Genomic DNA, 26,547 nt, shown 5'->3' on the forward strand with positions numbered 1-26,547 from the left:
ATTGGAAGGCTGGCGCCCTGGCGGAACGCAGGTGCTGGATACAAACACCGGCTGGATTTATACGACGCATTGCATTAGTATGCGCGGCGTCACTGGGGAGTAGCCTCTCTTCACCCGGAAGAGGTTTGCGTCAACACACTTGGCCCACAGGCCATGGCGCAAACGGTTCCATAACTTGGCAAGACCTTTGACTATGCCGCACCGGTTGGGCCGGGGCGTGGCGTAGTCATATGGTTAAGTCCGGCCCAGGAGATATCCCGAATGCAAGCTTTCCTGATTTCCACCGGCATCGTCGCCCTCGCAGAGATTGGCGACAAGACCCAATTATTGGCGTTTATTCTCGCCGCCAAATTCCGCAAGCCGGTTCCCATTATCCTTGGCATTTTCGTGGCCACCATCGTCAATCACGCCTTCGCCGGCGCGCTGGGCGCCTGGGTCACTTCTCTGGTGATGCCGGAGATACTGCGCTGGGTGCTGGGCGTGTCGTTCATCGCCATGGCGGGGTGGATGCTGGTCCCTGACAAGTTCGATGAAAGTGAAGCCAAATTCGCCAAACTGGGCGTGTTCGGCACGACAGTCATCGCCTTCTTCCTGGCGGAGATGGGGGACAAAACCCAAGTGGCCACCGTCGCGCTGGCGGCGCAATACTCCTCGTTCTTCTGGGTAGTGGCCGGTACGACTTTAGGGATGATGATCGCCAACGCTCCCGCCGTACTGCTTGGCGACCGCATCGCCCATCGCATGCCGGTGCGGCTGGTGCACGGCGTTGCGGCGTTGATCTTTGTCGCGTTGGGAATTGCGACGTTGCTGGGCGCTGGCGCCAGCCTGGGATTCTGAAGCGCCTGAAAGCATCAATTTGTGCGCAGGCTCACTCCCTGCAGTGATCCAGGTTGTGAAAAGCGCGTAAATGAGATTGAATTGCATTTCGTGCGGGCTAAAATTTAAGCAGGACCAACGCCCGCACGCGCCATCTCGTGCTTCGTACTCTGTTTTCATGAAATAAGGAATGTTTTATGAACGCTCACACTGCACCCATCCGGCGTCAACGCTTGCCGTTGCACGCGGCTCTTCCAGATAGCCTGCGCTATTGCGGCTCATTCTTTTACTTCATATATCGCTACGGGTCATTGCCCGTTAAGAAAAGTCTCACCGGCGTGCGTCGTCGTCATAGCGGGTCTCCCGGTGCTCGACTCCCGGAATGTCATGCGCTTGCAACAGCAAACCTCTAGGCTGCTTGCCGTCCGGCAATGCAGGCTCGCCTGTTGATTTCACTCGATTGGACTATGCAGGAAAGGCAATTGTCGCGGCGGCGTTCGGGTTCTAGGATGAAAAGTCCTTATTCGACAATGATTTATATTGAAGTAACGCTATTGATAGTCACATTTAATCACGCATCTCCTTAAGCCCACTCCTGACAGCGGGCGGAGTGCATTAAACCGATAACAACAGAAACTACAATGATCTTTCCCGCTTCTCATTGGTTACGCGTTTTACTTCACCTCTGTGCGATCTCTTTGTTTACCGTCAGTCTGGCCAGCGGCATGCGTCTGGCGGCGGACGGCGACTGGCCATTGCAACAGTATTGGACGGCTAATGCGCCGCAAGGCGACATGATTTCCTGGCATCTTGGCTCTGCGCTTGGATGGCTGGCCGTCAGTCTTACCGTTTTATTCGCCTGGATTAAAAATCGCGCTGGCGTAGCTCCAACCCGTCCTAAAGGGCTACTGATACGAGCGTTGTATCTCACCTTGCCGGTGCAGCTTCTCAGTGGAGCCGTGTTCTATCTGGGCGTCGGCGTGGGCGTGCTGGACTGGGTCCTGGCGATTCATTACTGGGGCGCGCTGGCGCTGCTGATCCTGATTGCCGCTCACCTGACGGAGCAGCTGGCGTTGCGAGGCGGGCGGTTTTTACCTGCGGTCTTTATCCCTCGCAAATTCTCTCAGGGTTTGGGACTGCTGGCAGTTTCCTGCGCTGCGGGCGCAGCGATTTGGTGGGGCGGCGGCGCGGACAGTCAGGAGCTGGTGGTGGCTTCCTTGGCGGAAAAAGAGCGTATTCAGATTGACGGATCGCCGGATGAAGCCGCCTGGGCCGCGGCTGAGCCGGTGACGGTGACTACCTATCAAGGCAACGACTACCATACCGCCGTCCCTGTTGAAGTGCGCGCTCTGGCGAATCCTTACACGGTGTATTTCTCTATTAGCTGGCCGGATGCTCATGCCGATTACAGTCATCTTCCCCTGCAAAAGACGGAGGCCGGCTGGAAGGCGCTACATGCTGGGTTCGAGAAAGATGACGAGCGCGTCTATTACGAAGACAAGCTGGCGGTGATGCTATCCAAAGGCGGCGGATTTGGCGGCGATAACAGCATTCATCTGGGCGGACATCCTCTGGAGGGCTATCCGGCCAGTCGCTCCGGACGCGGTTATCACTACACGACGGATGGCTCCATTCGCGACGTCTGGCACTGGAAGGCGGTACGCGGGGGCGACATGGCGGTGCTGGATGATGATCACTTCGGTAAACCGGAAGCGGCCTGCGCATTTTGTCCCCGTTACAAGGCGGGTTATCAACCCGATCCGGTGGAAGACGGCGGCGTGCGTCAGAACTGGGACTGGTTCCGCACCAGCGGCGTGACGCCTCTGCGCATTCCGCGAGAAGGACCGGGCGTTACCAAGGAGGAGAACGCCATGACCTGGTATGGCTCGCGCACCTATCGGGCGGAACGAGACGAGACGCCGGTGGGCGGCAGTCTGCCCTCGGTGCTGTGGATGAGCCATTACGAAGGCGACCGGGGAGATGTGCGCGGCCGCGCGCAGTGGAAGGACGGACGCTGGTATCTGGAGCTGGCCCGCGCTCGCGAGACGGGGTCGGCCTTTGATATTCCCATTGAGGATGGCGTGTTTATGTGGGTGGCGCCTTTTGATCATGCGCAAACCCGCCATGCCTATCACCATCGACCCATTCGCTTGAGGGTGCGGCCATGAGTCAACGACAGCGCACCCAGATAATTTCCGCCATCGGCGTCAGCATCCTGGCGCCGGCGGCGATGATCGTGGCCATGACCGTTAACGGCGGGCAGGACGCCGGCGCTTCCAGCGAACATGCGCAACGTCGCATACAGGCGGAACTGGCGCGTTGGCGCAAACTGGATGCAAACGGCGCGGAAGTGGCGCCCAAGGTGGGGCCCTGGGCATGTGTGGCGGACGCCCGCAATAACGTGATTTGGGAAGTGAAGAGCTGGCAGGAAAATGTCCATCACTACAAATCCAGTTTTTCCTGGCGGTTGAATGACCGCGGCGAAGCGGGGCGGGGCAGCTGCATTCTCGGCGACCATATTCAGCCCTGCGACACTGACGATCTGATTGCGGCGCTGAATCGGGTTCGATACTGCGGCGTCGCCTCCTGGCGTTTGCCGACCATCGAGGAGTTGCGTTCTTTGACGGACCGGGAAACCTATCCCGGCCAACCCATGATCAACGCCTACTTGTTTCCCCGAACCGCCGTTGGACCCTATTGGTCCTCCACGGTGCGGGATGGAGACGGTAGCGATTTCAGCGTCATGACATTCAATTTTTATCAGGGAAGTGAACAGGCCTTGCCTCCGCGTACGGCTGCGTGGGCGAGACTGGTGTCTTCCATGGAGCAGTAGCGGAGATGAGCAAGGGAGCGACGTGGGGAACATCCGGCTGCGGCAGGCCGGACGTCGCGATGTCTTAAACTACCTGGAGAAATCTACAACCGATGAATAACGATAAACCCATAATCGCCGTGCTCGCCGGTTTAACCCTGGCGGCGACCGGGTCCACTGCGTTGGCCGCGCCGACGCAGATTCGCGTGGTCTGGGACCACGATCCCGCCCATGAAGCCATTGTCGCTTTTTCCGAGGGTTCTGGCGGTTCACCCTATCTTCTGTGGGGCGACAGCACGGATGAGAACAGCTGGGAGAATACTGCTTACCAGAAGAACTATACCTTCGACGGTAGCCTGCGCAGTTATTTCGTGCGTCTGACGAACCTGCAGCCCGGCTCTAACTACTATTTTCGCGCCTGTGACAGTAAAGGTTGCGGCGAGCGTTTCTGGTTTACCACGGCGTCGGACAACGCGGCGGACCTGACCTTCATCGCCGGCGGCGACTCTCGCAGTAACCCGACGGCGCGCCGTCAGGGTAACCGTCTGGTCAGTAAAGTGCGCCCTCAGTTCGTGCTTTTTGGCGGCGACCTTACCGACGACAACCGCGCCAGCGAAGTGGATGAATGGCTGGATAACTGGACCGAAACCTACTCCAACGATGTCATCGACGGGGTGGATTACAAACGGGTGTATCCGTTGGTTCCAACTGTTGGCAACCACGAGGATAACGATCAGACCTTTATCTGTAAGGTGTTCGGTGTGGACGCCAACAAAGATGGTTCCTGCTCTCTCGACGATACCTACTTCGCTTTCACCATCGGCGGCGGACAAGCTCGTTTCTACACGCTTAACACGGAGTTTCGGAACTCTGGATACGAAGCGGAATGGCGCGAGCAGATGGACTGGTTGAAGGCGGATCTGGCCTCCGACGGCTCCAGCGTGACCTGGCGCATGACCCAGTACCACAAACCGATGTTTCCTCGCACGACATCGAAGCCGTCCAAATACGACAAGATGTACGAGTGGGCGCAACCGTTTTACGCCTACAAGATGAACCTGTCTTTCGAGTCGGACAGCCACTTGGTGAAATACACTTGGCCGGTGGTTCCGGACAACGGTGGTTATGCGCAGGCCTCCGCCGGCACCTTGTATGTGGGCGAGGGCAGTTGGGGCGCGCCCACGAGGTCTGCGGATCGTTATGCGAACTGGATCATCGATCAGGACAGTTTCGCGCAGCTGAAAATCGTGCAGTTCTCTGGCGACGAGGTGCTGGTGCGCACCGCGCGCTTTTCCGGCGAAGGCGATGTGACGGCGCTCTCCAAGGCGCAGCGGGACGCCGATCCTTTGGCGCTGCCTTCCGGTCTTAACCTGTGGAAGCCGCAGAGCGTCGGTGAAATCATGACGTTAACGCGGTCCGGCGACGGCCTTACCCAGGTCAAGGGCGGCGGAGATGATCCTGGTCCGGGCGACCCAGGCGATGGCGATTCCACAACCTTGGCCGCGACGCAAGACGTGACCGTAGGCAGTAACGGCTTCCATAACAACGGCGATGAAGTCTACGCAGACGGCTCCGACAGCGGTCAGGAACTGCGCGCGCTGTTGTCCTGGGACTTGAGCGCGATACCTGCCGACTCCAGTGTAGACTCCGTGGAGCTGGCCCTGCAGGTGGTCAATAGTTCCGGCGGTGAATATGGCGTTTACGCTGGCTCCGCGTCCTGGTCGGAAAATGGCGCGGACTGGAATGACGCCTCTACCGGCGTCAAAGTAGGAAGCGTTACGCCTTCCAGCAAAGGCGGCGTGAGCATTAGTCTGAACGAGGAAGGCCGTCGCTTGGTGGAGGGCTGGATCAACGGTCAGGAAGCCAATAACGGGTTGATTATCGCCAGCATGGGCACGTCCGACGGCGTTGATTTTGTCTCCAGAGAAGGCGGACAGGCCGCCAAACTTATTGTCGCTCACCAAGCCGGTGATGACTCTTCGGGACGGGGCGCCAAGTCGTTTTCCTCTGATCAGGACGTTTCGGTCGGCTCGCAAGGCCGTCGACGCAATAGCAGTCGCTTGGAGGCGGACGGCAGCGACGGCGGTCAGGAACTGCGCGTACTGATGCATTGGAATCTGAACGACCTGCCGGCGCAGGCGAAAATCACCAGCGTGAAAGCTGAACTTTCCATTGTCGACCCTTCCAGCGGCTCCTACTCCCTGTACTCCGCCAAAGGAGACTGGAGCGAGAGCGCCGCCCAATGGAGCGATGCGGAAACCTCCGGCGGCAAAGTCGCCACTTTCACCCCGTCCAACAATGGCTCGCTGTCGGTTAATTTGGGCGCGGCTGGCATAGAGTTGGTGCAAAGCTGGCTATCCGGCGCGCCGAATAACGGCCTGGTGTTGTCTTCTGACGGAACCAGCAACGGCGTGGACATCGAAAGCAGAGAGAGCAGCCGCGCGCCCAAACTGATCGTGGAATATGAGCTGTAAGGAGCGATACGGTTTAGGTTAGCCGTTGAACTCTCTGTTATCTAAAAGGACGGCGTGGGTTGGGTCGCCGCGCCGTCCTTCGTTATAATTTCGTCCTTTACCTTATTTGAATAACCAAACGGGTATTCAATTTCTGGCGTGGCGACTCGGTTCGAGTGGTTCGCCCAGCCAGCGCACAAGGACGGAATGATGACAAACGCATTGAGTAAAAGACTGAGCCTTCTGCTGTTGATATTGGCGTTAAGCGGATGCGACATGATCGACGGGCTGAAGGAGGAATCTGACCAGAAATTCGGCGACCAGCATTTCAAAACCGCCATTGCTTTGATCGAACTGCACAAGGTTCGCACCGGCGCTTACCCTGAGACGTTCTCTGATATTCAATACACCGGGGATTGGGATGCGATCGTCGCTCACAGCGTCAGCTACAAAAAGCTGGAGGAGGGCTATGAGCTGAATATCGTCCGGGGCTGGGTGGGAACCCCGGAGCTAAGTTATCCCGAAGACTTTTGGTCTGGACTGGGCGTCCGCAAGACCAATGTCAGCGGCCTCACGAATAATACGCCCTGATTCTGCCGCTGGCGGAGCCCACATGCTTCACCAGACGGTCCCCGGTTTTCTTAGCTGTCGCCGTGGACCAAAGCGTCAGCAATTGGTCGACGCTGCTCATATTGACGGAAATGGCGCGGTGATGTTTGGCGACGCCGAAACGGGCCATCATATCGCTGAGGCAGCGTTTCAAATCCATCATATCGCCCACGAACACTTCAGGCTGATAATTGGGCGGGACATCAAAAAACTGACTGATGGTGGGGTCGACAATCAGCTTGCTGGGTAGGCGCAAGTGATAATGCATGGCGTTCAGCGCATACAGATCGCAACGCTGATCCGTATCCACAAAAATCTTTCCGGCCAGCGTCTCGCATTGCGCAAGGCAACTGCCGTGCTTCGCTGACGCTGTATTCTGAAAACCTTTAACTTTCAATGATAAATCGTACATCTTAGCTACCTGTATGACCGCCCCGTAGTGACTAAAACGGGTGTAAATAACGTATAAAAACGGGGCCGGGGATTATTGCTTGGATTGGAGCTGGGCTCAAGCCTTCTAGAAAGAGATTAAATGAAATAAATGAGTGTCACCCATAATGAATTTAGTCTGAATAGACTTAAACTTATTTAATTAAATTAAGTGACACAATATGTCGTTCTTGTTGGCATTGTAAATAGGAGAGTGAGAACTGAAGTTGTGAACGATTAATGAACAAATGGCTATGCTTTTATTAATTTAAATGGAATGATTCGGTGAAAATTTTATCACGTGCTTTGATTTTGTTTACTTGGCTAATTGGCTCAGTATGTAGTCTGTCAGCATCAGCTAATGTTAGTGGTGATGTGAGAGGGGTGACGTTTTTCTATTTGGATGGTGTACATCAGGACTTTCCATGGGTGTTAAATAACCAGTACGACCCGGAAGTCAGGAGGAAAATTGACAATATTCTGAAAGAATACCGTAGTGCAGGGGTTAACTGGATACGCATATTGATCGGCGCAGATCATTTTCCTAATCAAGAGGAAATGTATCCTGTCCCGAGTCAATCTATGATCGATAAAGTAAATGATTTCATGGAGATTACCCGTATAGGCGAGAATGCCGGTCAGTTCACAATTGAACTCGTTCTTGTGCCGAAGATGAAAAGTAATGGGGAGTTCCATGATCAATCTCCATATGACAATGATAAAACCTGGTATAGCTCGTGGATTGGCGGTCTGAACTATACAAACCTTGGTATGATCATGCTTGGTGGCGACCTTTCTCCTTGTCTAAATGATGGCTGCGAAAAGATAGGTCTTACAAAAAATCATGCCAATTGGATCAGAGCTATGTGGGCTTGGAAGGAGCAACTCTATCCAAGTTTGAATATGACTTATGAAGTCATAGGAAATCAAAATAATGATACACGGCTTATTAAGAGCCTTGCAGGATGGGTTGAGCGAAATACTCCGACAGTACCTGTTATTGCGGCATCTATATATATTAATTTGCCAAATGGCTCAAACTGGGAAGCCTACGCATCGACTGCAACCAAAATACTGGATGCATATCATTCTGCTACAAGTAAACCGTTATGGATTGACGAGTTTGGTAAGTCTATTGGTGATATATGGAATGAAAGCGATCAGAAAGCAGCCTTTGATGGTTTTCTAGGCGCTTCAGTATGTATGCGCAATCGTCAGTATCCAAAATTCGCATGGGTAGGAGGCAATGACTATCCTTATGACGGACGTTTGTGGTTCGGCATGGTTTCTGCGTTCAATGCTGATGCCGAGCCAGCGATGAGGCCGGCTTGGAGTTCTGTTGCGCAGTACTACAATCTCCAGCAATGCCCGTGATTATGACGACTGTATAACTAGTAAAGGAGGAAGGTGCTATGCGCCACCTCCTTTGATTTATCCTTTATGATTTCTCGGCTCAAGTTATCCGTATTGATAGAGTCTGGATTGATATGAGCATGAATATGCTTTGATGGGCCAGCAGTTGCAGAAGGATTACCTATGGAGTCGTCCTTCATATATGAAGCATAGTGTTAAGAAAACGGTGATTGTGAATCACTGCTACCCGTTTAAGTCGATAGACAGGATACGGGGACTGCTGTAACCAGCGCTTAAAGGCTGGCCGTTTGTATTAAGAATGTTTAGTCGATACGTCTGAGCCATTAAAGCTGCATAGAAGCTGAGTGGGTATCTAATATCATGCAAACTTAACAGCTTGGACTGAACGGCTTGACGATCATTATGGAGAAACGGAATGCTCGATAAGTTGGAGTTTATTCTCAACCGCATCAGGGAGCGGCTTTGGATCAAGCCGTTGATTGTCTGTTTGCTTTCCATTGCGGCGGCGTTGGCGTCCAGGGGAGCGGATTCGTTTGGCGCTGAGATGGGATGGGAGCAGTGGACGCCGGAGGTGTCGAAGGAATCCTTGATCGAGCTGTTGAAGATCTGCGCCGCCAGCATGCTGGTTATCGCGACTTTGGCGGTGGCTTCCATGGTGTCCGCCTATGCGTCCGCCGCCAGCACCGCGACCCCGCGCACGTTCGCGCTGGTGATTGCCGATGATGTTTCGCAGAACGCCTTGTCCACCTTTATTGGCGCATTTATTTTCAGCATTGTGGCGTTGGTCGCTCTGATGAACGGCTATTACGGCAACAGCGGGCGATTTGTGCTGTGCTCCATTACGCTGGTGATACTGTCGGTGGTGATCGTTACCTTCGTGCGTTGGGTGGATCGCATCGCTCGTTTGGGGCGCTTGGGGTCGGTAATCGAAAAAGTTGAGACCGCCACGTCGCAGTCGCTGAAGCGTCGGCGCGCGCAGCCCACCATGCGTTGTGCGGAAATCGAAGGCTCCTCCCGTGAAGGCCGCCCGCTATATACCCGGCAAGTCGGCTACGTCCAGCATATCGAGTGCAACAAACTGCAAGCCTGTGCGAAGAAGTACGATGTGCATATTCGGATTGCGGCGTTGCCGGGCGCTTTTGTTTCTCCCAGCATTCCTATCGCCTTCATCATCGGCGGCGATAAGGAGCTTGAGACGGATAAGTTCGAGAACGCCTTTGTCATCGGGCGCAACCGCCTCTTTGACGAAGATCCCTGCTTTGGTTTGACGGTGCTGTCCGAGATCGCTATTCGCGGATTATCTCCCGCGGTGAATGATCCAGGAACGGCGCGGGACATTGTCGTCGCCATGGGGCGTCTATTCGTGCAGTGGATGAGCCCGGAGGAAAAAACAGACGCCGCCGAGACCTGCGAATTTGACCGCGTACAGGTTCCTGAATTGTCTTTATGGGACATGTTCGACGATGCATTCACCGCGATCGCTAGAGAAGGGGCGGGCGCGCCGGAAGTACACATGAGGTTGCAGGAAACATTGTATGCGTTGGCCCATTTCGGCGACGGCGCCATGCGCGACATGGCGATTAAGCATTCCCGATTGGCTCTGGCCAGGGCGGAGCAAACCCTGACGCTGGAAGAAGACCTGGAGGCCGTGCGCAATACCGGTTTATGTTGTGAACTATCGTCCGGGGACGGTCAAAAGCGATAACCTCAAGAGGCGATTTGAATTGTCATAAAAAAGCGCTAAGTTCCTCAATGCAATGGAAATTCATTGTGCGCCCAGGATAAGAAATTACAAGGAAATTGAAGGAATGAAACTCGCTAAATTACTGCCTTTTACTCTCGCCGCACTCTCTGCTCAGGCTCTTGCCGCTCCTCCCCAAGTTGTCGCTCGTTTTGAGTCGGAATCATTCTATGACGATGACGCCGGTAAGAACTCCGACGCGGACGATCCCGCCATTTGGGCCCACCCTGAAGATCCCGCTAAAAGTCTGGTTATCGCCACCTTGAAAGAGGGCGGCCTCGTTGTATTAAACATGCAGGGACAAACGCTGCAGCACATTGACGCGCCATTGCCTCCCAGCGCTGGCGATGCGCCCGGACGCTTCAATAATGTGGATCTGGTATATGGTTTAAAGAGCCGCAAACATGAAAACGATTTCGCTGTGGTCATTGATCGCGGCGCTGATAAGCTGCGCTTCTATCGCATTAATCCAGACTACAACGGCGCGGATATTGCCCCAATGACGGATGTGACCTCGCCAGACGCTCCCTGGATTTTCTCCGATGATCAGGACGAGGTGAACGAGCAGCGCACAGGCTATGGCTTGGCCGTATCCAAACGGAAAAAGCACAAGGACGGCTATGCGGTGATCAGTCAGCGTAAAGACTCGGATTTGGCTATTGCTGAGTTCAAGATGACCAAAGAAGGTCTCATGACTTATGAAGTGGATGATTTGACGGACCTGCCCGATGAATTTGAGTTATCTGATGATGTGGAATGGACCCCCTGCCAGGACGATGACGATCAAGACCCGCAAGTGGAAGGCATGGTGATCGACGAGCGCAATCAGGTGCTATACGCCGCTCAGGAGCAAGTGGGCGTCTGGCGCATCCCAATGGATGATCCTGATGAGGCGGAGCTGGTCGATGTGGTGGTGTCCTATGGCGTGCCATACACCCGAGAGTGGGATGAGCAAGAAGAGGAATTCGTCTGCACGCTGTTGTGGGACCAGGACCCAGGACATGGCGGTCAGCATCTGAAGGCGGACGTCGAAGGGCTGACGATCTATTACGGGCCAGGTAAATCCGGCTATCTGCTGGCCTCCAGTCAGGGGGACGACCGTTACGTCGTCTATGATCGGCAGGGGAGCAACGCCTATGTGGGAGAATTCGCCATAGTCGACGGCCCTTATACGGACGGAACCCAGGAAACCGATGGCGGCGCTGTCATCAACGTCAATATGGGACCTGACTTCCCCTATGGCCTGTTGGTTGTGCAGGATGGCGACAACACCCCGGATGAGCTGGATGACGAGGGCAAAAAAAGGGATAACACCAACTTCAAGTTCGTACCCTGGCAAGACGTCGCCAACAGCCAGTTCCCGCCGTTGATGATAGAAACGGATAGCTGGCGTCCGCGCCGGAAGCACCGGTTCCCGCATTGATCGACTGAACAAAGTCGTCACGGCGGCCGTAGCCTGAATCTGCGGCCGTCGGCTGAGTTGGATCAAAAAAGAGGCGGAATTTGGCGTAATCGAATAGGGAATGATGACGGGTTGGGCTAAATTTATTTATACGGCTCATAAAAGCCGCGATAGCGTGTTGAAGTGAGCTGCGCCAGGAGTTACCCCGTAATCAGATAAGGCAATAAGATCCGGAGGAGAGAGGGCGAAGCATGTGCTCGGCGAAGAATAAAAGTGTTTCCAAAGGCTTCATTCCCCCGCCAATACCTGATAATGAAGCGCTGCGTCTAAAAGACCTTGAAAGCCTTAAAATTCTCGACACGGATGCTGAAGAACGGTTTGACCGCATCACCGCGCTGATAGCGGATGTTTTTGACGCGCCCATCGTGTTGTTGTCTCTGGTTGATCGCGATCGGCAGTGGTTTAAGTCTATTCATGGTCTCAATGTTCCCGAAACGTCCAGAGAGATTTCATTTTGCGGCCACGCTATCTTTGAGCCCGAAGCCATGGTGGTGGAGGACGCTCACGATGACCCGCGCTTCTGCTTGAATCCCCTGGTCACAGGCGAACCCAACATCCGCTTTTACGCTGGCGCAGTCATCAGAGGCCCGTCGGGCCTGCCGGTCGGCACCTGCTGCCTGATAGACCGAAAGCCTCGCAAGCTGTCCGAGCGTGATAGAAAGCGCTTGCTGATTTTCGCAAAGCTACTGGAGAGTGAGCTTCTGCAATCGGTGAAACTGACGCGGCTGCAGCAGGAAACGGTGATGTCAGCCTATTTTGACCCGCTGACCGGACTGCCGAATCAGCGCCTTTTTCTGGACCGTCTCGAACAGCGTCTCAAGAGCGCCGGGAGACTGGATTCCGTCACTGTTTGCGTGGTGAATATTTGCCGCTTCTCCAATGTCATTAGCGCCCGGGGGAAAGACAACGCCAATAAAGCGCTGGTCGTTATTGGCAAGCGGATCAAGGCGGCGATAAAAAACAAAGGATCGGTCGCACGTTTGTCTGGAGATCGTTTTGCGGTGTTCACCAACAAATCGAAAAGCGCTCGCTATGAAAGGACCCCGGGGCATTTGCGCGATCCCATTCCTTTTGAATTGAATGATTTGTTTAACCAGCCCGTCGATGTGGGCGGCGTCGAACTGCATCTGGAAGCCAATGTGGGGGTCACCAGCTATCCTCATGACGGCGAGGACGCTACTTCATTGCTGGAGAACGCCGCCAGATGCTCCAAATCCGTCGGGGCGTGCGCGCACGTGCAATATTACTCACAGACATTGTCCGATGAAGCGTCAAAAGCATTCGCCATTGAGCAGCGTTTGCGCTCAGCGATCGCTAACCAATCCCTTCATCTGCACTATCAGCCGATCATTGACCTCAAATCAGGACGCTTGCAGTCACTGGAGGCATTGTTGCGTTGGCGGGATGAGACGCTGGGAAATGTCTCTCCCGCAGACTTCATTCCCGTGGCGGAGGCGACCGGCGCTATCGCTGAGATAGGACGCTGGGTGGTGGAAGAAGTGTGTTCACAACTGGCGACGTGGAAACGCCAGTATCCAGATCAGCTGGTTCCGGTGACGATCAACCTGTCCACTATCCAGTTAATGAGATCTGAGACGGCGCAGGAAATTGAATCAATCGTGACGCGCGCTGGCGTGGATAGCGCGCTGATTCAGCTTGAAGTCACGGAAAGCTGCTTTCTGAAAGACTTCGACAGCGCTCTCTGCAACATGAAAAAGATGCTGGAACTCGGCTTCAAATTCCTGATCGATGACTTCGGAACTGGCTTTTCCTCCCTCAGCTATCTGAACAAACTGCCACTGCATAAACTGAAACTGGATCGCAGCTTCGTGTCAGGAATAGACCACTCGGATAAATGCAAAGCGCTGGCGAAACACATCATCGCCCTGAGCCAGGAACTCGGATTGATTGTCGTGGCCGAAGGCGTCGAGGACGCCGCACAGGCCCGCATACTCACCAGTATGAATTGCGATCAGGCGCAGGGATATCTGTATAGCCGACCATTGCCGCCGGCGGAGATTTCTCAGCGATTTTTTGGTGTATGACGCGAATTTTTTGAGGGAGGAATATTGCTTTGAGTCCAGCGGGAAAATGGCTTCCTCTGAGGGGGATTCTGTTGGACCAGCGCTCTGGGAGGCCCTTCGACAGGCTCAGGGCGAACGGGGTGGGGCGTTGCTTAGGAAGTTGCTCAGTATTTTTCCTTCCTTTCTGGTGAAGGACGCTATTTGAATGCTGGATTGGCATCACAACAACCAATACTCCGTTCACCCTGAGCCTGTCGAAGGGCCGACAGTACCCGCGATACCGAAGTGTTACTGATCCAGGGGTGAATAGCTTCCACTAAAAGTGGGCTCTATTGGGGCTAGCGCTCTGGGAGGCCCTTCGACAAGCTCAGGGCGAACGGGGTGGGGTTTTTGCTTGGGGTTTGCTCAGTATTTTTCCTTCCTTTCTGGTGAAGGACGCTATTTGAATGCCGGATTGGCATCACAACAACTAAGACTCCGTTCGCCCTGAGCCTGTCGAAGGGCTGGCAGTACCCGCGATACAAGAAGTGTTACTGATCCAGGGGGGAATAGCTTCCACTGAAAGTGGGCTCTATTGGGGCTAGCGCTCTGGGAGGCCCTTCGACAGGCTCAGGGCGAGCGGGGTGGGGCGTTGCTTAGGGAGGCTCAGTATTTTTCATTCCTTTTTGGTTAAGGACGCTATTTGAATGCCGGATTGGCGTCACAACAACCAATACCCCGTTCGCCCTGAGCCTGTCGAAGGGCTGGCAGTCTCCCGCAATACCAGAAGTGTTACTAATCAAGCGAGAAAATAGTTTTCACTTGAAGGAATTCTGTTTGGGCTAGCGCTCTGGGAGGCCCTTCGACAGGCTCAGGGCGAACGGGGTGAGGGGGCGTCTTTAGTTTAGCCCGATTAACAGCATGCGGTTGTCTATGACTTTCTCTAATACTTTGCCCATCGTTGTCTGTGTATCCCCAAGAAAAGTTTTCCAGCAAAGGCTAATGGCCGAGGTCAGGAGTGACCGCCGTCTCGGCGCGCTCAAGAATTTGTATGGTGCAATCCGGGTTTAAGTCGACCTTGTAGGTGATTTTCTCAATGCGTTCTTCGCGGGCGATTGAGACGACGTAACTCCATGTGGACGTCGCTTTTATATTAGTGATCTCTCCATCGCTCACACCGGTGTAGCGCTTTTTAAGGTCTTCCAGGATGAGCGTGTAGGCGCCGAGCGACTTGTGCATGGCGCTGCAGTTCTGTCTAGGGGCGGAGGCCGTGTTGTCTTGCGCTGACGCTTGTGGACCCAAAAGGGCGACAGATGTCGCCGCCAGAATCATCGTCGCAGCCACCCCTTTTCTGAGTCCGTGTGTGATCATTTCTGCTTCGCCAACAGTTGTTTCAGGGCCAAAGCTTTTCGTCGCAATAGCGCTGCGTCGTCCACAACTCATCGCTCCAAAATTCCTCGACTTTGCGTCTGTCGTTAATCGCCCAGTGGTAATGTCGGGTGGGATAAACGCTGTCGTCATAGCCAATGCGAACACAGCGACCGGTAATATCCGCATCCTGCGCGGCGTCATAGAAATATTCAGCGTTATCAGCCGTCGCAGGAAGGATGTCGCTTTGCGTCAATGCATTGAACTCGTTGATGAATCGATTGCAGGCGTCTTCAATTTCTTGGTCGACTTTCCAGATGTATTGGTATTGAACCGGAGAAACGCCGGGCGCGCATCCTGCCGCAACCGCCCCATACAAGACGCAGCTTTCACGTAATGCGGCAATCAGTAAGGGCTCCTGGGATAGAGAGGCGATGCCGACCAATGAATAATCGTCTTTCTCCCGGGCGATGTTCGCCGCCAATTCCGTCAATGTCGCCAACACCCATTCATCAGGAGGCAGAGAGTTTAATGCGTAGTAGAGGGGATCATGTCGTGAAGGCAAGAGCCCGCTATGGTTGGCGCCAGCGCCATAAATCGCCGCGTTACAGACTTTCAGCAATTGACGGAATTCAGGCATCTCTTCCACCTTATCTGCGGAACGCGCACCCTGTTGCTGTAAAGAGCGCATGAACTGAAAGTACTCTGTCAGTGCTTCTGTCTCTGCATAGTAACCCTCTACCGGCCCACTACATGGCTCTACATCCAATACCTTCGCCACCGCTTTGGCCGCTGGCAGGAGCGTATTCACTTCAAAAGACTGCATGCGCCGACGATACAACTCGTCCAGGGCCAGAATCAGGGTGCGGTTGTCTACGATGCATTCGATAGTGCGTATTTCGGACATAAATACCTTAGCTTGGCGGATGAATATACTTTGACCGGAGAAAGCAGGTTAAGTTAGCTTCGAACTTCTTTGGGGAGTTTGCCAGAGAGGAACAAAGGAGAGAACACTAAATTGAGCAGGTGGCCTAAACGTTTATTCATGACTTGTATGAAAAACAATCTGCAGGGAACATCCAATGGCGCTATGAATGAGTGAAGCGCAAGAATAATGATTATGAAGAGAAGGACTTTATATGCCCCATCAAGTCAATGAAGCGATAGAGAGCCACTATACCCGCCCGGACGTGGGTAGCCTTATATTGGCGGCTTTGGCGCGCGCGGGGAAAGATTTGGATCAGCTCACCCCGGAGGACTTGACGCCGATTGATGCGTTCCATATTCGCGGTCGGGCGGCGACGCTTGAGCTGGCTCATGTGGTGGCGTTGGATGCGAAGAAGCGGGTGGTTGATGTCGGTAGTGGTATTGGCGGGACCTCGCGTTGTCTCGCACAGAAGTTTGGCTGTCGCGTTACTGGCGTAGATCTGACTGATGAATACTGTCGCGCCGCGGCTATGTTATCCGCCAAAGTCGGCCTGCAAGCTTTGACGGAATATCGCCAGGGAGACGCCGTTAATCTGCCGTTTGAGGATGAGACGTTTGATGTTGTTTGGAGTGAGCATGTCGCCATGAATATTCCAGACAAAACCCGGCTTTACAGTGAGATGTACCGTGTGCTGAAACCGGGGGGCGTAATGGCGATTTATGACATTCTGGCTGGTCCCTCCGGACCGGTGTTGTTTCCTGTCCCCTGGGCGCGCACGCCGGCAACGAGCTTTCTTGTTGAGCCCGTTGAACTACGCCAATTGTTGGAAGAGGCAGGCTTTGTTATTTCGGATTGGACGGATTCAACCGAGGCGGCGCTAACATGGTTTACCTCATTGGTTGAGAATATCCAGAAAAACGGTCTTCCGCCGTTGGGGTTCCATGTATTGATGGGGAGCGACTTCCAGGTTATGGCGCAAAATCAAGGGCGTAACCTGCAAGATGGGCGCATAACGCTCGCGCAAGTAGTCGCAAGGAAATAGAGGCTTTTGATTGTTGAGTAGGCGCATCCCTGCGCCTGGTTGTTAACGGGTCAATCCAGTGACTTCGTCAATAATGCTTATTGCGTCGGCAGCGATTTCGCCGCGCCCCGAGGAACCGTAATCACCCATAACTCGCTGGCGTCGATGGAGCCTGTGGAACAGCTCTTATGGTAGACGCTCGAGTTGGAACTGCCTGAGTCCACATAGAGACAGTTGGAATTGCTGCGGTTCTGCAATTGCACTGCGCCAGTGGAAGTATAAATCGGCGTGAAACGTTGATGATCGGAGTTGTCGCAAGCCTGCGTATAAACACCAGAATAATCACTGTCTACATGCAGGCATACATCTGTGTAATAAGCATTTCTAAAACGGAGTGAACCGTCCGCAAGATATTCCGTCCGCCAGTTAATGCGTTCGAAATCGCTCCCCGTATATTCATAAGCAGGGTAAGTAAATACATAGCCTGCGCCATTATGATAGTTAACTAACAATTGTCCGGTATAAACATTTTCCAAGGCCGCATTGACATAGTCTTCGGCATGAGTGGTTTGCGCCATCGCTGCGCTGATAATAAGTGCAGGTAGAATTCGAGATAACATATTTAATAGTCCTGATTATTTAATTAATAACGTTGAAATCTGACAGGGGTATGGTCTGAAGAAAGTTGTCCAACCAGAGAGGCGATACCCAGTAGCGCCCGCATTAAATTGGCGCTGCCTGCGATGGAGCCGGTGACGGCGTAATCGAGGTTGCCCCCGCTGCGCTGGGTGGCGGAGCCTTGATTGACCAGATTGATATTGGCGTGAACCACCGGGTGGTTGGTCGCCAGTTGCGTATTCAGCGCTTGAGGACTGCGGTTCCAGTCGCCCATGATCATGAAGGGGGCGTTGTTGTTCGCTGTAGCGAAGTAGTTATGCACTGCATTCACGATCAGCGCGGCGTCCGTTCCCCCGTTGGCGGAAGCGTGAATGGAGAAGTAAGTGTCTCCAGCGGCGCCTACTTCAACGCCCAGAATGGGGCGGGCGCTGGCGTAATTGGCGGGAGGAGGAAGGATAATCACCCGGTTGGCGCGTTCTTCCGTGACGATAGCGACATTAACCCGGTTGGCGCCAGTGTCGTTGCGTGAAAAATAGATCCAGCGGTAATCAGGGCGAGAACGCGTGCCAATATTCCAACGGTATTCTTCAACCGGAACCTGAACTGCATGGGGATTATCCAGTCGCGGCGGGGTGAGTTGAGGCATCAGCTCGGCGGAATCAGGAACCGAGCCGGCTTCCTGAATCGCCAACACTTGTGCGCGATCAGAGCCGCTCAACAACTGGCGGATGCTTACATTCCATTTACTTTCCGATGCATGGCTGGAGCCTTGTAAGTTCCAGGTAACGGCGACTCGATCGAATAGTGCGGCATGAGAAAGTGGAACAACCAGTAACGTTAATGTCCAAAAGGACAGTTGTTTAAATATCCATCGATAAACCTGAATAGGCATTAAAACATCCTCTATTGTGATATATCTTCTCGTTTTGAATGCGAATGCCATCGCATTCGAATTAATTAAACAACGCCTTTTGACTTTGGTTCCCTGTTTTTTATTAAAAGATTCTCATATAAAGGATATTTGACCCGATTTAAATGAATGGCTGGCTAAGTGTTTTTATAAGGCCACGTATAAACGTGATGGAGTGATAGAAAAAGATGGCTTTTCTGTTTTCGGCGGCAGACCGTAAATATTGTCTGAAAGACTATGAGTTGTCATTTATATTGCGATGAAAATTAATAGGTTGTAACTTGTTGTGCGCTTTAACATGTATCTAAGGATGGTTTGCATTGAAACTGAAACTATTTGGCGTGTGTCTGGCGACATTCATTTCTAATTTCATACTGACAGGAGCAACAGCTGTGGCGGAAGAACGGGGTGTTCAGGTAGCTGAGGAGGCGCTGCAAGGCGTGGTGAGAACTAATCTGGATTCGCCGCAGCCGACCTCGGCGCAGCTGGAGAGAAAACGCAAATATACGGCTGAGGTGAAAGCGCTGGGCGGCCCAGTGAATCAGAATCTGCCGGTAGTGGAAGATGCGGCTGCAATTGAACCAAGAGAGAAGGCCGACGTTGCGCGCAGAGCGATTGCCGTGGCCATTGCGGCGGTCAAGGCGGAAGGCATGCCCCATGAACAGGTGCGCGGGATTATCGACAATTGGGGCGCGGAATCCTATTTCTCTCCGGAAGAGTTGGCGTTTGTGAATACAGCGACGCCATCGGAAAAAGACCGGAGCAAATTCAGCTGGCGCTATGAAGGGCTGGACGTATTGTTATGGGCGTTGGGTTATAAAGAGGCTTTGCCGCCGCCCGACCAGATATGCGATGTCGAATCAGACGTTGGCGTTATTGTCAGTCATCCTGGAGACACTCTGGCGACACAAGCGCAGCTTCGCTCTATGGATGAGATACTTGATATGGCGGACTTTTATTATCGTCTGCATTGGGCGGCGATTGAGCTTCGCATGAAAGGCGTAAGCAATGCCGCCATTAATGAAGAAATCATTATGGAACGGCATTACGCGCTTAATTGGCTGATTCGTTATATGAATCAGGACTGGGACGCTATTACCACTGACACCTGAGCGGTCAGATCATTGTGGTTGAAACAGATCGTCGCCCAGTTGGTCGATGGCTGTTTTTACCTTCATCAAGGTAATTTCATTACATTGTTCTTTGCTGGGGATCTGGTCGGCGCGGATGAACTGATGTTCGCGAACCTCGCCGTCGATCTCTTTGCGAATAATCGCGCCGACGCCGTAATTTCCGCCCAGATTACGTGGCTTCAGAATTATCTGGAAACCTTTGTGTTCGATAATATCTTCCGGCTCAGGGGCTTTTTCGCCGCCGAACATGGATTTAAAAAATGAGCCCAGGCCCATGCTTTTCTCCTGTTTATAACAAGGTAATGAGGACGTATGAGGTCCCGCTCAGTCGCTTATTGTGGCGTAAGCGCGGGATTTTTCAAATGGATGAGGTTCTTGTCCGACATCCGGCGCTTACAATTATTCACCCGGTGAGACTATTGGTGCGACAAGACAGGATCAGTGGTTGGCCGAGTGGGAGAGGCCAATCGAGTGGGTAAAATCACAAAAGGATGATGACTTTTTGACCGATTGATACATTTATTAATAATCTTAAAGTAATCAATTAAGATCGCCGTGGTATTATAAACAAATGAATGTTTGTTCTGGACGACAAACAGGGTAATATAAATCGGCCTCAAATTGTCTTGATGCGCCGCCTCCACTATATTGAACGAAACCTGTCCACTGTCGGATTTCGACCTCCCGGACAGCTTTTCAATTAACTCGATAGCTAAAAACGATTACTCATACATGCAGTTAAAGATTTTAAAAGATCTGAAAAAGCTCAGCCCACGGGAAGTCTCGCAACGCTTGTCAGAAGCGCTGCAGGAAATGGACTCAAGCATGAAAGATCGCAAACAGGACGACTTTAAGCGGAAGCTGGATCAGTTAATGGAGGAATACCACAAGGATATATCCGACGTGATTGATATTCTGTCTCTTAACGAAATTCATAAATCAGATTAAATAAAGTTCCCGCGCGTAACCGTCTCTTTCACGAGCAGTCTTTATAGTGAGCAGTAGAATGATGGCAGACGCCGAGTCGTCCGCCGTACGGTGTTACTTCGTCTTTAAGTTATTGCTATCATATGCGCCGGCTGAGCCGCCGCACTGCGTCTGCACGCCCGAATTATCCGCCGCCCGGGCCAACAAGTTTATTTGTCTGTTGCTGTCGTATCACAAGCCCGGCGCGTATTTGCGTTTCCTATGATGCGCATATGCATATTAATTGATCAGCAACGGAATCCAGCATCAACATAGCTAAGGATTAAGAGAGAAAATAATGAATCTGAATTTAACCGCAATGCCCACAACAATTGATCTGTTGCATTTGGGATTGGCTGTATTCGCAATTGTATTTCTGGCGGCGTGGCTGAGCGCCAGAAAAAATGCGAAATCACAGAGCGTCGCGTCGCAGCCTGCGCCGCAACCGGTTGAAAAAACCGCCGAACCGGCGCCGGAAGTCAAACCTGAACCTGTTAACCCCTTTAAAGATTCAACGCCGGATTCAGCCCTGCAGTTATTAGCCCTGTTACAACAGAACGCCCGCTTTATCGATTTCCTGAAAGAAGACCTGGCTGGTTTCAGCGATGCGGATATCGGCGCGGCGGCGCGTGTCGTACACGAAGGCGGTCAAAAGACCCTGAACGAATACTTCACTCTGGCGCCGCTGCGTCAGGAGGAAGAAGAAACCCGCGTCACACTGCCGGAAGGATTCAACGCCTCTGAAGTGCGTTTGACCGGCAATGTCGCAGGCCAGGCGCCATTCACCGGCGTGTTGGTGCATCGCGGCTGGAAGGCGGTGGACGTGAAGCTGCCGAAACTCGCCAAAGAACATGACGCCGCCATTATCGCGCCGGCGGAGGTCGAACTATGAGCGATATGAACGCCGATAGATCGCCCCGTTATAGTGTGGGCATCGACCTGGGCACCACCAACTGCGTGCTGTCCTACATTGAACTGACCGATGAAAGCGGTCAGGCGCTGGACGAAGATCAACTGCGCCAGGACGTAATGCCCGTGCCGCAACTGACCCGTCCGGGCAGTGTAGAGGAAAAGAAGCAACTGCCGTCATTTTTATATCAACCCCATGAATCCGAGCTGGGAGAAGGGGAGTTGGCCCTGCCCTGGGCGGTCAGAGCGGATGCCCTGGTGGGCGGCGTCGCCCGTGAACTGGGGGCGAAAACGCCGATGCGTCTGGTGGCGAGCGCCAAAAGCTGGCTGTGTCATGGCGGTGTCGACTGCCGTTCCGATTTTCTTCCCCTCAACAGCCCGGAAGAAGTGGCGCGCATTTCTCCTCTGGCGGCGACCATTCGTTATCTGGAGCACCTGCGTAACGCCTGGAATCATAAACACCCGGGCTATCCGCTGAATGAACAGGACGTGGTGGTGACGGTGCCTGCGTCGTTCGACCCTGCTGCGCGGGATCTCACCGTAGAAGCGGTGAAAGCCGCCGGTCTTGGCAATCTGACTCTGTTGGAAGAGCCTCAAGCGGCGGTTTATAACTGGATCAAGGCCAGTGGCGGCTCCTGGCGCGACCAGGTGGGCGTTGGCGATATTGTGCTGGTGGTGGACATCGGCGGCGGCACCACGGACTTGTCCTTGATTGCGGTCACCGAGCAGGACGGCGGACTGGAACTGAATCGCGTCGCGGTGGGCGAACATATTCTGCTGGGCGGCGACAACATGGACCTGGCCCTGGCTTATCGGGTGAAGAACAAGCTGGCGCAGGAAGGCAAAGAACTGCAGCCCTGGCAGATTCAGGCGATCGTACATGGTTGCCGCGACGCCAAAGAAGCACTGCTGTCGGATCAGGACGTGAACGCGGTTCCGATTGTGGTGCCCAGCCGAGGTTCGAAACTGCTGGGCGGCTCCTTGCGCACGGAATTGACTCGTGAAGAAGTACAGCAGACCCTGGTGGAAGGCTTTTTCCCGCAAGTCGGCGTTCACGAACATCCGAAACAGCAAATGCGTCGAGCGCTGACACAAATCAGCCTGCCTTACGCCCAGGACGCGGCGGTTACTCGTCATCTGGCGGCGTTTTTGAGTCGTCAGCACGCCGCCGCCAACGAACTGTTGGCGCAAAATGAAAGCGAATTTATCAAACCCACCGCAGTGTTGTTCAATGGCGGCGTACTTAAAGCGCCGGCTTTGTCCTCGCGTCTGATGAAGATCATCAACCACTGGCTGAGCGACGCTGGCGCGCCTTCCGCAAGATTGCTGCAGGACAGCGATCTTGACCTGGCGGTAGCCTGCGGGGCGGCTTATTACGGCTATGTGCGCCGTGGACGCGGCGTACGCATTCGCGGCGGCATCGCCAGCGCCTATTATGTGGGAATCGAGAGCGCCATGCCGGCGGTGCCTGGTATGGAAGCGCCGATGGAAGCCCTGTGCGTCGCGCCTTTCGGCATGGAAGAAGGCTCAGAAGTGAAAGTGGAAAGCCAGGAACTGGGCTTGATCGTTGGCGAACCCGTGCGCTTCAAATTTTTTGGCTCCACGTTGCGTCGCGATGACGAGCCGGGCATGGTGCTGGACGCCTGGGGTCCGGATGAACTGGAAGAGTTGCCGGAAATCCAGGCCTCGCTACCGGCGGAAGGGCGTCGTCCGGGAGAAATCGTGCCGGTGCGTCTGTCGGCGCGGGTCACTGAAGTCGGCACCCTGTGTCTGGAGGCCATTCCCAGAAACGGCGATGCAAGATGGCAGGTTGAGTTCGACGTACGCGAGGGTTGAGAGTGAAATATCTGGTAGGGATAGATTTGGGCACCACTCACACGGTGGTGGCCTATACGGACATCTCAACAGGAGCGGAAAACGCCGTTCCCAAGTTGTTTGAAATCGAGCAGTTGGTGGCGCCGGGCGAGCTGGCGAAAAAGCCCATGCTGCCGTCTTTCCGCTACCATCCGGCCCCCGGCGAGATTGCGGAGCATCATCTGCAACTGCCTTGGCGCCCTCAGGCGTTACCCGGTGAGATCGATCAGGTTGTGATCGGCGAATGGGCGCGGGAGTTGGGCTCCAAAGTCGATGGCCGACTGGTGTCCAGCGCCAAGAGCTGGCTGTCCCATCCCCAGGTGGAGCGCACTGCGGACATTCTGCCCTGGGCGGCGGCGGAGGACGTGGTCAAAGTGTCTCCACTGCTCGCCAGCGCGAGCTACCTGCATCACGTCAGACAGGCCTGGAACAGGGAGCATCCGCAGGACCTGCTGGAACAGCAGGAAGTCGTCATCACGGTGCCGGCGTCTTTTGATGAAGGCGCCCGTTCCCTTACTCTTGAAGCCGCACGTCTGGCGGGCTTGCCGGAAGTTCTGTTGTTAGAGGAGCCGCAGGCGGTCGTATACGACTGGTGCGCGCGTAATAAAGAACAGGCGCAATCACTGTTGCAGGACGCCAGACTCTTGCTGGTGTGCGATGTTGGCGGCGGCACCACGGATTTGAGTCTGATCAGAGTGGCGGCCGGGTCCGGCGATCAAGGCGAGCTGACCCTCAATCGCGTCGGGGTGGGCGACCACCTTATGCTCGGCGGCGACAATATCGATCTGGCGCTGGCCCATATAGCGGAACAGCGCATCGCCAGCGCGCGTAAGCTCAGCGCAGCCGCGCTTTCCCAGCTGATCCAGCAAACCCGAAAAGCCAAAGAGTTACTATTGTCGCCGGAAGCGCCTGATGCCGCTTCCGTGACGGTGCTGGGCGGCGGCGCCAAGTTGATCGGCGGCGCTAAAAGTTGCGAACTGACCCGTGAAGAAGCCCACCATATCGCCGTGGACGGTTTTTTTCCTCTTTGTGAATTCAGCGAGCGTCCCGCCAGGCGACGCAGCGCGGTGGTGGAGTTTGGTTTGCCCTATGCGCCGGACCCTGCCGTCAGCAAATACATTGCGGAATTCCTGGCCCGTCATGAGCAGGCCTGCCGACAGGCGTTGAAGACCAGTGAAACGGCTGCGGCGGTTCCCGACGTGCTGTTGCTGAACGGCGGCGTATTCAACAGCCCGTTACTCAGTGAGCGGGCGCAGGCGCTGTTAAGTCAATGGAATGGCGCCCCGGTTAAGCTGCTGGATAATGCCCATCCCAATCTGGCGGTGGCTTTTGGCGGAGTGGCCTACGGGCTGGCGCGTAAAGGCGCGCAGATCAAAATCGGCGGCGGCTCGGCGCGCTCTTATTTTCTGATTGTGGAGGCGTCCACTGACGCCGCCGCAGACAAGAAGTTTGGCGTTTGCTTATTGCCCAAAGCGACGGAAGAAGGCGAAGAAATCCGTCTGCATGGTCGTAAATTCGCGTTGCGTATCGGACGCCCGGTGCGTTTCCACTTGGCGTCCTCAACGGGCGACAGGACATTCAGCGCGGGCGATCTGCAGGAAATGAACGATGACGACTTCATCTTCCTGCCGCCCATGGTGTCGGCGTTGAGCGCCGATGCGGAGGACAGCGGCGCAGAAGTTGAAGTGGAACTGAGCGCGGTGCTGACGGAGGCCGGCGCGTTACAGGTCGAGTGCGTGGGAATCGCCGGCGGCGACGCCAGCCCACAACGCTGGCGGCTGGATTTCCAATTACGCAAACAGACTCCGGTGGAAGACAGTAGCGCGCAATTGCCCGCCAAGTTCGCTGAAGCGGCGGGCAAAATCGGAGCGGCCTACAGTTCCAACAAAAAAGGCGGCGACTCCATCAAAACGCTGCGCAATGATCTGGAAAAGCTGCTTGGTAAGCGCGACCAATGGGATATGCCCACGCTGCGCGCCGTTTTCGACAAGTTTCTGGAAGGCTCAAAAAATCGTCGCCGTTCCGCAGCGCATGAGCGTATCTGGCTCAATTTCGCAGGATACTGCCTGCGTCCCGGTTTTGGCGATCCCCTGGATGACTGGCGGGTGCAGCAAGTCTGGAAAATTTATCAGCAAGGGCTGCAATTCGATAAGGAAGGGCAGCTGTGGAGCGAATGGTGGACCTTCTGGCGTCGTGTCGCTGGCGGGCTCAACAGTGAGCAGCAGCAGCGCGTTTACAAAGATGCGGCGGTCTACATTAATCCGGCCGCATTGCGTAGCCGCAAGCTGGTGGCGACGCCAGCGTTCAAGTCCTACGAGGACATGGTGCGATTGGCGGCGGCGCTGGAGCGCTTGCCAGTGGAAACCAAGGTCGAAGTCGCCAAGTGGCTGTTACAGCGTCTGCAGAAACCCAGCGAACCTGTTGCAAGCTGGTGGGCGCTCGGACGCATCGCCTCGCGGCAGCCTTTCCATGGCAGCGCGCACAATGTGGTTACTGCAGAGACAGTGTCCGGCTGGTTGCCGCAGTTGCTCAAACAAGACTGGAAAAAGAATCAGGAAGCGGCCTTTGCTACGGTGATGCTATCGCGCATGAGCGGCGATCGCGTACGGGATCTGTCCGAAGCGGACCGCAATGCAGTGGCCGCGGCGTTGAAAACCGCCAAGGCGCCGGCGGTCTGGGTCGACATGGTGTCCCAGGTGGTGGAGCTGGATGAGGCGGAAACCAAGCGCGTATTCGGCGAAGCGTTGCCCTCCGGGCTCAAGCTGTTGGCTGAATAGGCGACAGAAATCTGTCAGGGTCGACGTCGCCAGTTTGTAGCGGCCAGTCTGTAGGAAAGTAAAAAAACCGAGGCGCCCACCCTGGCTCATTAACGCCTCGGTCGCTGGGAGGCTCTCCTGCGATCGCAGACGCCAGGAGAAGCCGCCGTAAGCGGAAAGGGGGAGTCAGAAACGGGGTAAGCGCTTCTGAAACCGCTGTCGGACAGGGATAGTATCTCCAGAGCGCTCGGATACTTCTGTGTAAAATTGCGCTTTTATTCCGCTGAATATCCCCATTACGACTTTATCGGTTTTTGCTAACCCCGCAATTTTCCCAAATCCCGGATTTTCTGCTTTAATTCATAGAAATACTCCTTCCAGAATC

22 protein-coding genes and 1 riboswitch are annotated in these 26,547 nt (G+C 54.3%); of the genes, 15 read left to right on the forward strand and 7 right to left on the reverse strand.

The window, feature by feature from the left end; translation table 11 throughout:
- Nucleotides 1-82 precede the first annotated feature (82 nt).
- A riboswitch (yybP-ykoY riboswitch) is annotated at nucleotides 83-254 on the forward strand.
- 7 nt (nucleotides 255-261) lie between these two features.
- The gene (locus tag ACQYWX_RS14235) at nucleotides 262-837 is read left to right on the forward strand and encodes a TMEM165/GDT1 family protein (RefSeq protein WP_431689260.1); all 576 of its coding nucleotides are present in this window, start codon (nucleotides 262-264) and stop codon (nucleotides 835-837) included.
- Nucleotides 838-1,146: 309 nt separating this feature from the next.
- Here the strand turns inward: ACQYWX_RS14235 and ACQYWX_RS14240 are convergent, their stop codons facing one another.
- Nucleotides 1,147-1,272, reverse strand: coding sequence for a hypothetical protein (locus ACQYWX_RS14240; protein ID WP_431689261.1), 126 nt, complete (start codon nucleotides 1,270-1,272; stop codon nucleotides 1,147-1,149).
- A gap of 185 nt (nucleotides 1,273-1,457) precedes the next feature.
- Between ACQYWX_RS14240 and ACQYWX_RS14245 the strand changes: the two genes are divergently transcribed.
- From ACQYWX_RS14245 to ACQYWX_RS14260, 4 genes are all read left to right on the forward strand, one after another.
- The gene (locus ACQYWX_RS14245) at nucleotides 1,458-2,984 is read left to right on the forward strand and encodes an ethylbenzene dehydrogenase-related protein (protein ID WP_431689262.1); all 1,527 of its coding nucleotides are present in this window, start codon (nucleotides 1,458-1,460) and stop codon (nucleotides 2,982-2,984) included.
- The gene (locus ACQYWX_RS14250; protein WP_431689263.1) at nucleotides 2,981-3,649 is read left to right on the forward strand and encodes a DUF1566 domain-containing protein; all 669 of its coding nucleotides are present in this window, start codon (nucleotides 2,981-2,983) and stop codon (nucleotides 3,647-3,649) included. The genes ACQYWX_RS14245 and ACQYWX_RS14250 overlap by 4 nt, the downstream gene beginning before the upstream one ends.
- A 92-nt stretch (nucleotides 3,650-3,741) precedes the next feature.
- Nucleotides 3,742-6,102, forward strand: a complete 2,361-nt coding sequence (locus tag ACQYWX_RS14255; protein WP_431689264.1) for a DNRLRE domain-containing protein — start codon at nucleotides 3,742-3,744, stop codon at nucleotides 6,100-6,102.
- 189 nt (nucleotides 6,103-6,291) lie between these two features.
- Nucleotides 6,292-6,672: a hypothetical protein gene (locus ACQYWX_RS14260; protein ID WP_431689265.1), complete on the forward strand. Its 381-nt coding sequence runs from the start codon at nucleotides 6,292-6,294 to the stop codon at nucleotides 6,670-6,672.
- Here ACQYWX_RS14260 and ACQYWX_RS14265 read toward each other — a convergent pair.
- Nucleotides 6,653-7,102 (reverse strand): hypothetical protein, encoded by a 450-nt coding sequence (locus tag ACQYWX_RS14265; protein WP_431689266.1) that lies wholly within the window; start codon nucleotides 7,100-7,102, stop codon nucleotides 6,653-6,655. The genes ACQYWX_RS14260 and ACQYWX_RS14265 overlap by 20 nt on opposite strands.
- A 302-nt stretch (nucleotides 7,103-7,404) precedes the next feature.
- Between ACQYWX_RS14265 and ACQYWX_RS14270 the strand changes: the two genes are divergently transcribed.
- From ACQYWX_RS14270 to ACQYWX_RS14285, 4 genes are all read left to right on the forward strand, one after another.
- Entirely contained in the window at nucleotides 7,405-8,493 is a 1,089-nt protein-coding gene (locus tag ACQYWX_RS14270) for a hypothetical protein (protein WP_431689267.1), read from the forward strand.
- 415 nt (nucleotides 8,494-8,908) lie between these two features.
- Nucleotides 8,909-10,198: a DUF2254 domain-containing protein gene (locus ACQYWX_RS14275; RefSeq protein WP_431689268.1), complete on the forward strand. Its 1,290-nt coding sequence runs from the start codon at nucleotides 8,909-8,911 to the stop codon at nucleotides 10,196-10,198.
- Between the two features lie 103 nt (nucleotides 10,199-10,301).
- On the forward strand, nucleotides 10,302-11,657 hold the full coding sequence (locus tag ACQYWX_RS14280) for a phytase (protein ID WP_431689269.1): 1,356 nt from the start codon (nucleotides 10,302-10,304) through the stop codon (nucleotides 11,655-11,657).
- 230 nt (nucleotides 11,658-11,887) lie between these two features.
- Nucleotides 11,888-13,741 (forward strand): putative bifunctional diguanylate cyclase/phosphodiesterase, encoded by a 1,854-nt coding sequence (locus tag ACQYWX_RS14285; protein ID WP_431689270.1) that lies wholly within the window; start codon nucleotides 11,888-11,890, stop codon nucleotides 13,739-13,741.
- Between the two features lie 957 nt (nucleotides 13,742-14,698).
- Here the strand turns inward: ACQYWX_RS14285 and ACQYWX_RS14290 are convergent.
- A complete protein-coding gene (locus tag ACQYWX_RS14290; RefSeq protein WP_431689271.1) occupies nucleotides 14,699-15,070 on the reverse strand; it encodes a hypothetical protein in 372 nt (123 codons plus the stop codon).
- Between the two features lie 22 nt (nucleotides 15,071-15,092).
- On the reverse strand, nucleotides 15,093-15,974 hold the full coding sequence (locus tag ACQYWX_RS14295) for a hypothetical protein (RefSeq protein WP_431689272.1): 882 nt from the start codon (nucleotides 15,972-15,974) through the stop codon (nucleotides 15,093-15,095).
- A gap of 232 nt (nucleotides 15,975-16,206) precedes the next feature.
- Here ACQYWX_RS14295 and ACQYWX_RS14300 point away from each other — a divergent pair, with 232 nt between their 5' ends.
- Nucleotides 16,207-17,037 (forward strand): class I SAM-dependent methyltransferase, encoded by an 831-nt coding sequence (locus ACQYWX_RS14300; protein ID WP_431689273.1) that lies wholly within the window; start codon nucleotides 16,207-16,209, stop codon nucleotides 17,035-17,037.
- Nucleotides 17,038-17,114: 77 nt separating this feature from the next.
- On the opposite strand, the gene ACQYWX_RS14305 is transcribed toward ACQYWX_RS14300, so the two are convergent.
- Complete coding sequence (locus ACQYWX_RS14305; RefSeq protein ID WP_431689274.1) at nucleotides 17,115-17,636, reverse strand: ricin-type beta-trefoil lectin domain protein; 522 nt, start codon at nucleotides 17,634-17,636, stop codon at nucleotides 17,115-17,117.
- A 23-nt stretch (nucleotides 17,637-17,659) separates the two neighbouring features.
- Entirely contained in the window at nucleotides 17,660-18,526 is an 867-nt protein-coding gene (locus ACQYWX_RS14310) for a cytolethal distending toxin subunit B family protein (RefSeq protein ID WP_431689275.1), read from the reverse strand.
- 338 nt (nucleotides 18,527-18,864) lie between these two features.
- On the opposite strand from ACQYWX_RS14310, the gene ACQYWX_RS14315 reads away from it, so the two are divergent.
- On the forward strand, nucleotides 18,865-19,656 hold the full coding sequence (locus ACQYWX_RS14315) for a DUF4272 domain-containing protein (RefSeq protein WP_431689276.1): 792 nt from the start codon (nucleotides 18,865-18,867) through the stop codon (nucleotides 19,654-19,656).
- 9 nt (nucleotides 19,657-19,665) lie between these two features.
- Here the strand turns inward: ACQYWX_RS14315 and ACQYWX_RS14320 are convergent, their stop codons facing one another.
- Entirely contained in the window at nucleotides 19,666-19,953 is a 288-nt protein-coding gene (locus ACQYWX_RS14320) for an HlyU family transcriptional regulator (protein ID WP_011397462.1), read from the reverse strand.
- Between the two features lie 456 nt (nucleotides 19,954-20,409).
- Here ACQYWX_RS14320 and ACQYWX_RS14325 point away from each other — a divergent pair, with 456 nt between their 5' ends.
- The 4 genes from ACQYWX_RS14325 (at nucleotide 20,410) to ACQYWX_RS14340 (ending at nucleotide 26,183) form a co-directional block, all read left to right on the forward strand.
- On the forward strand, nucleotides 20,410-20,625 hold the full coding sequence (locus tag ACQYWX_RS14325; RefSeq protein WP_216736221.1) for a hypothetical protein: 216 nt from the start codon (nucleotides 20,410-20,412) through the stop codon (nucleotides 20,623-20,625).
- Nucleotides 20,626-20,941: 316 nt separating this feature from the next.
- Nucleotides 20,942-21,535, forward strand: a complete 594-nt coding sequence (locus ACQYWX_RS14330; protein ID WP_431689277.1) for a DUF2760 domain-containing protein — start codon at nucleotides 20,942-20,944, stop codon at nucleotides 21,533-21,535.
- Nucleotides 21,532-23,388: an Hsp70 family protein gene (locus ACQYWX_RS14335; RefSeq protein WP_431689278.1), complete on the forward strand. Its 1,857-nt coding sequence runs from the start codon at nucleotides 21,532-21,534 to the stop codon at nucleotides 23,386-23,388. The genes ACQYWX_RS14330 and ACQYWX_RS14335 overlap by 4 nt, the downstream gene beginning before the upstream one ends.
- Before the next feature lie 2 nt (nucleotides 23,389-23,390).
- Entirely contained in the window at nucleotides 23,391-26,183 is a 2,793-nt protein-coding gene (locus ACQYWX_RS14340; RefSeq protein ID WP_431689279.1) for an Hsp70 family protein, read from the forward strand.
- Nucleotides 26,184-26,547: the final 364 nt, after the last annotated feature.

It is taken from the genome of Hahella sp. NBU794 (assembly GCF_050749805.1).
In the GTDB taxonomy this organism is placed as follows: Bacteria; Pseudomonadota; Gammaproteobacteria; order Pseudomonadales; family Oleiphilaceae; genus Hahella.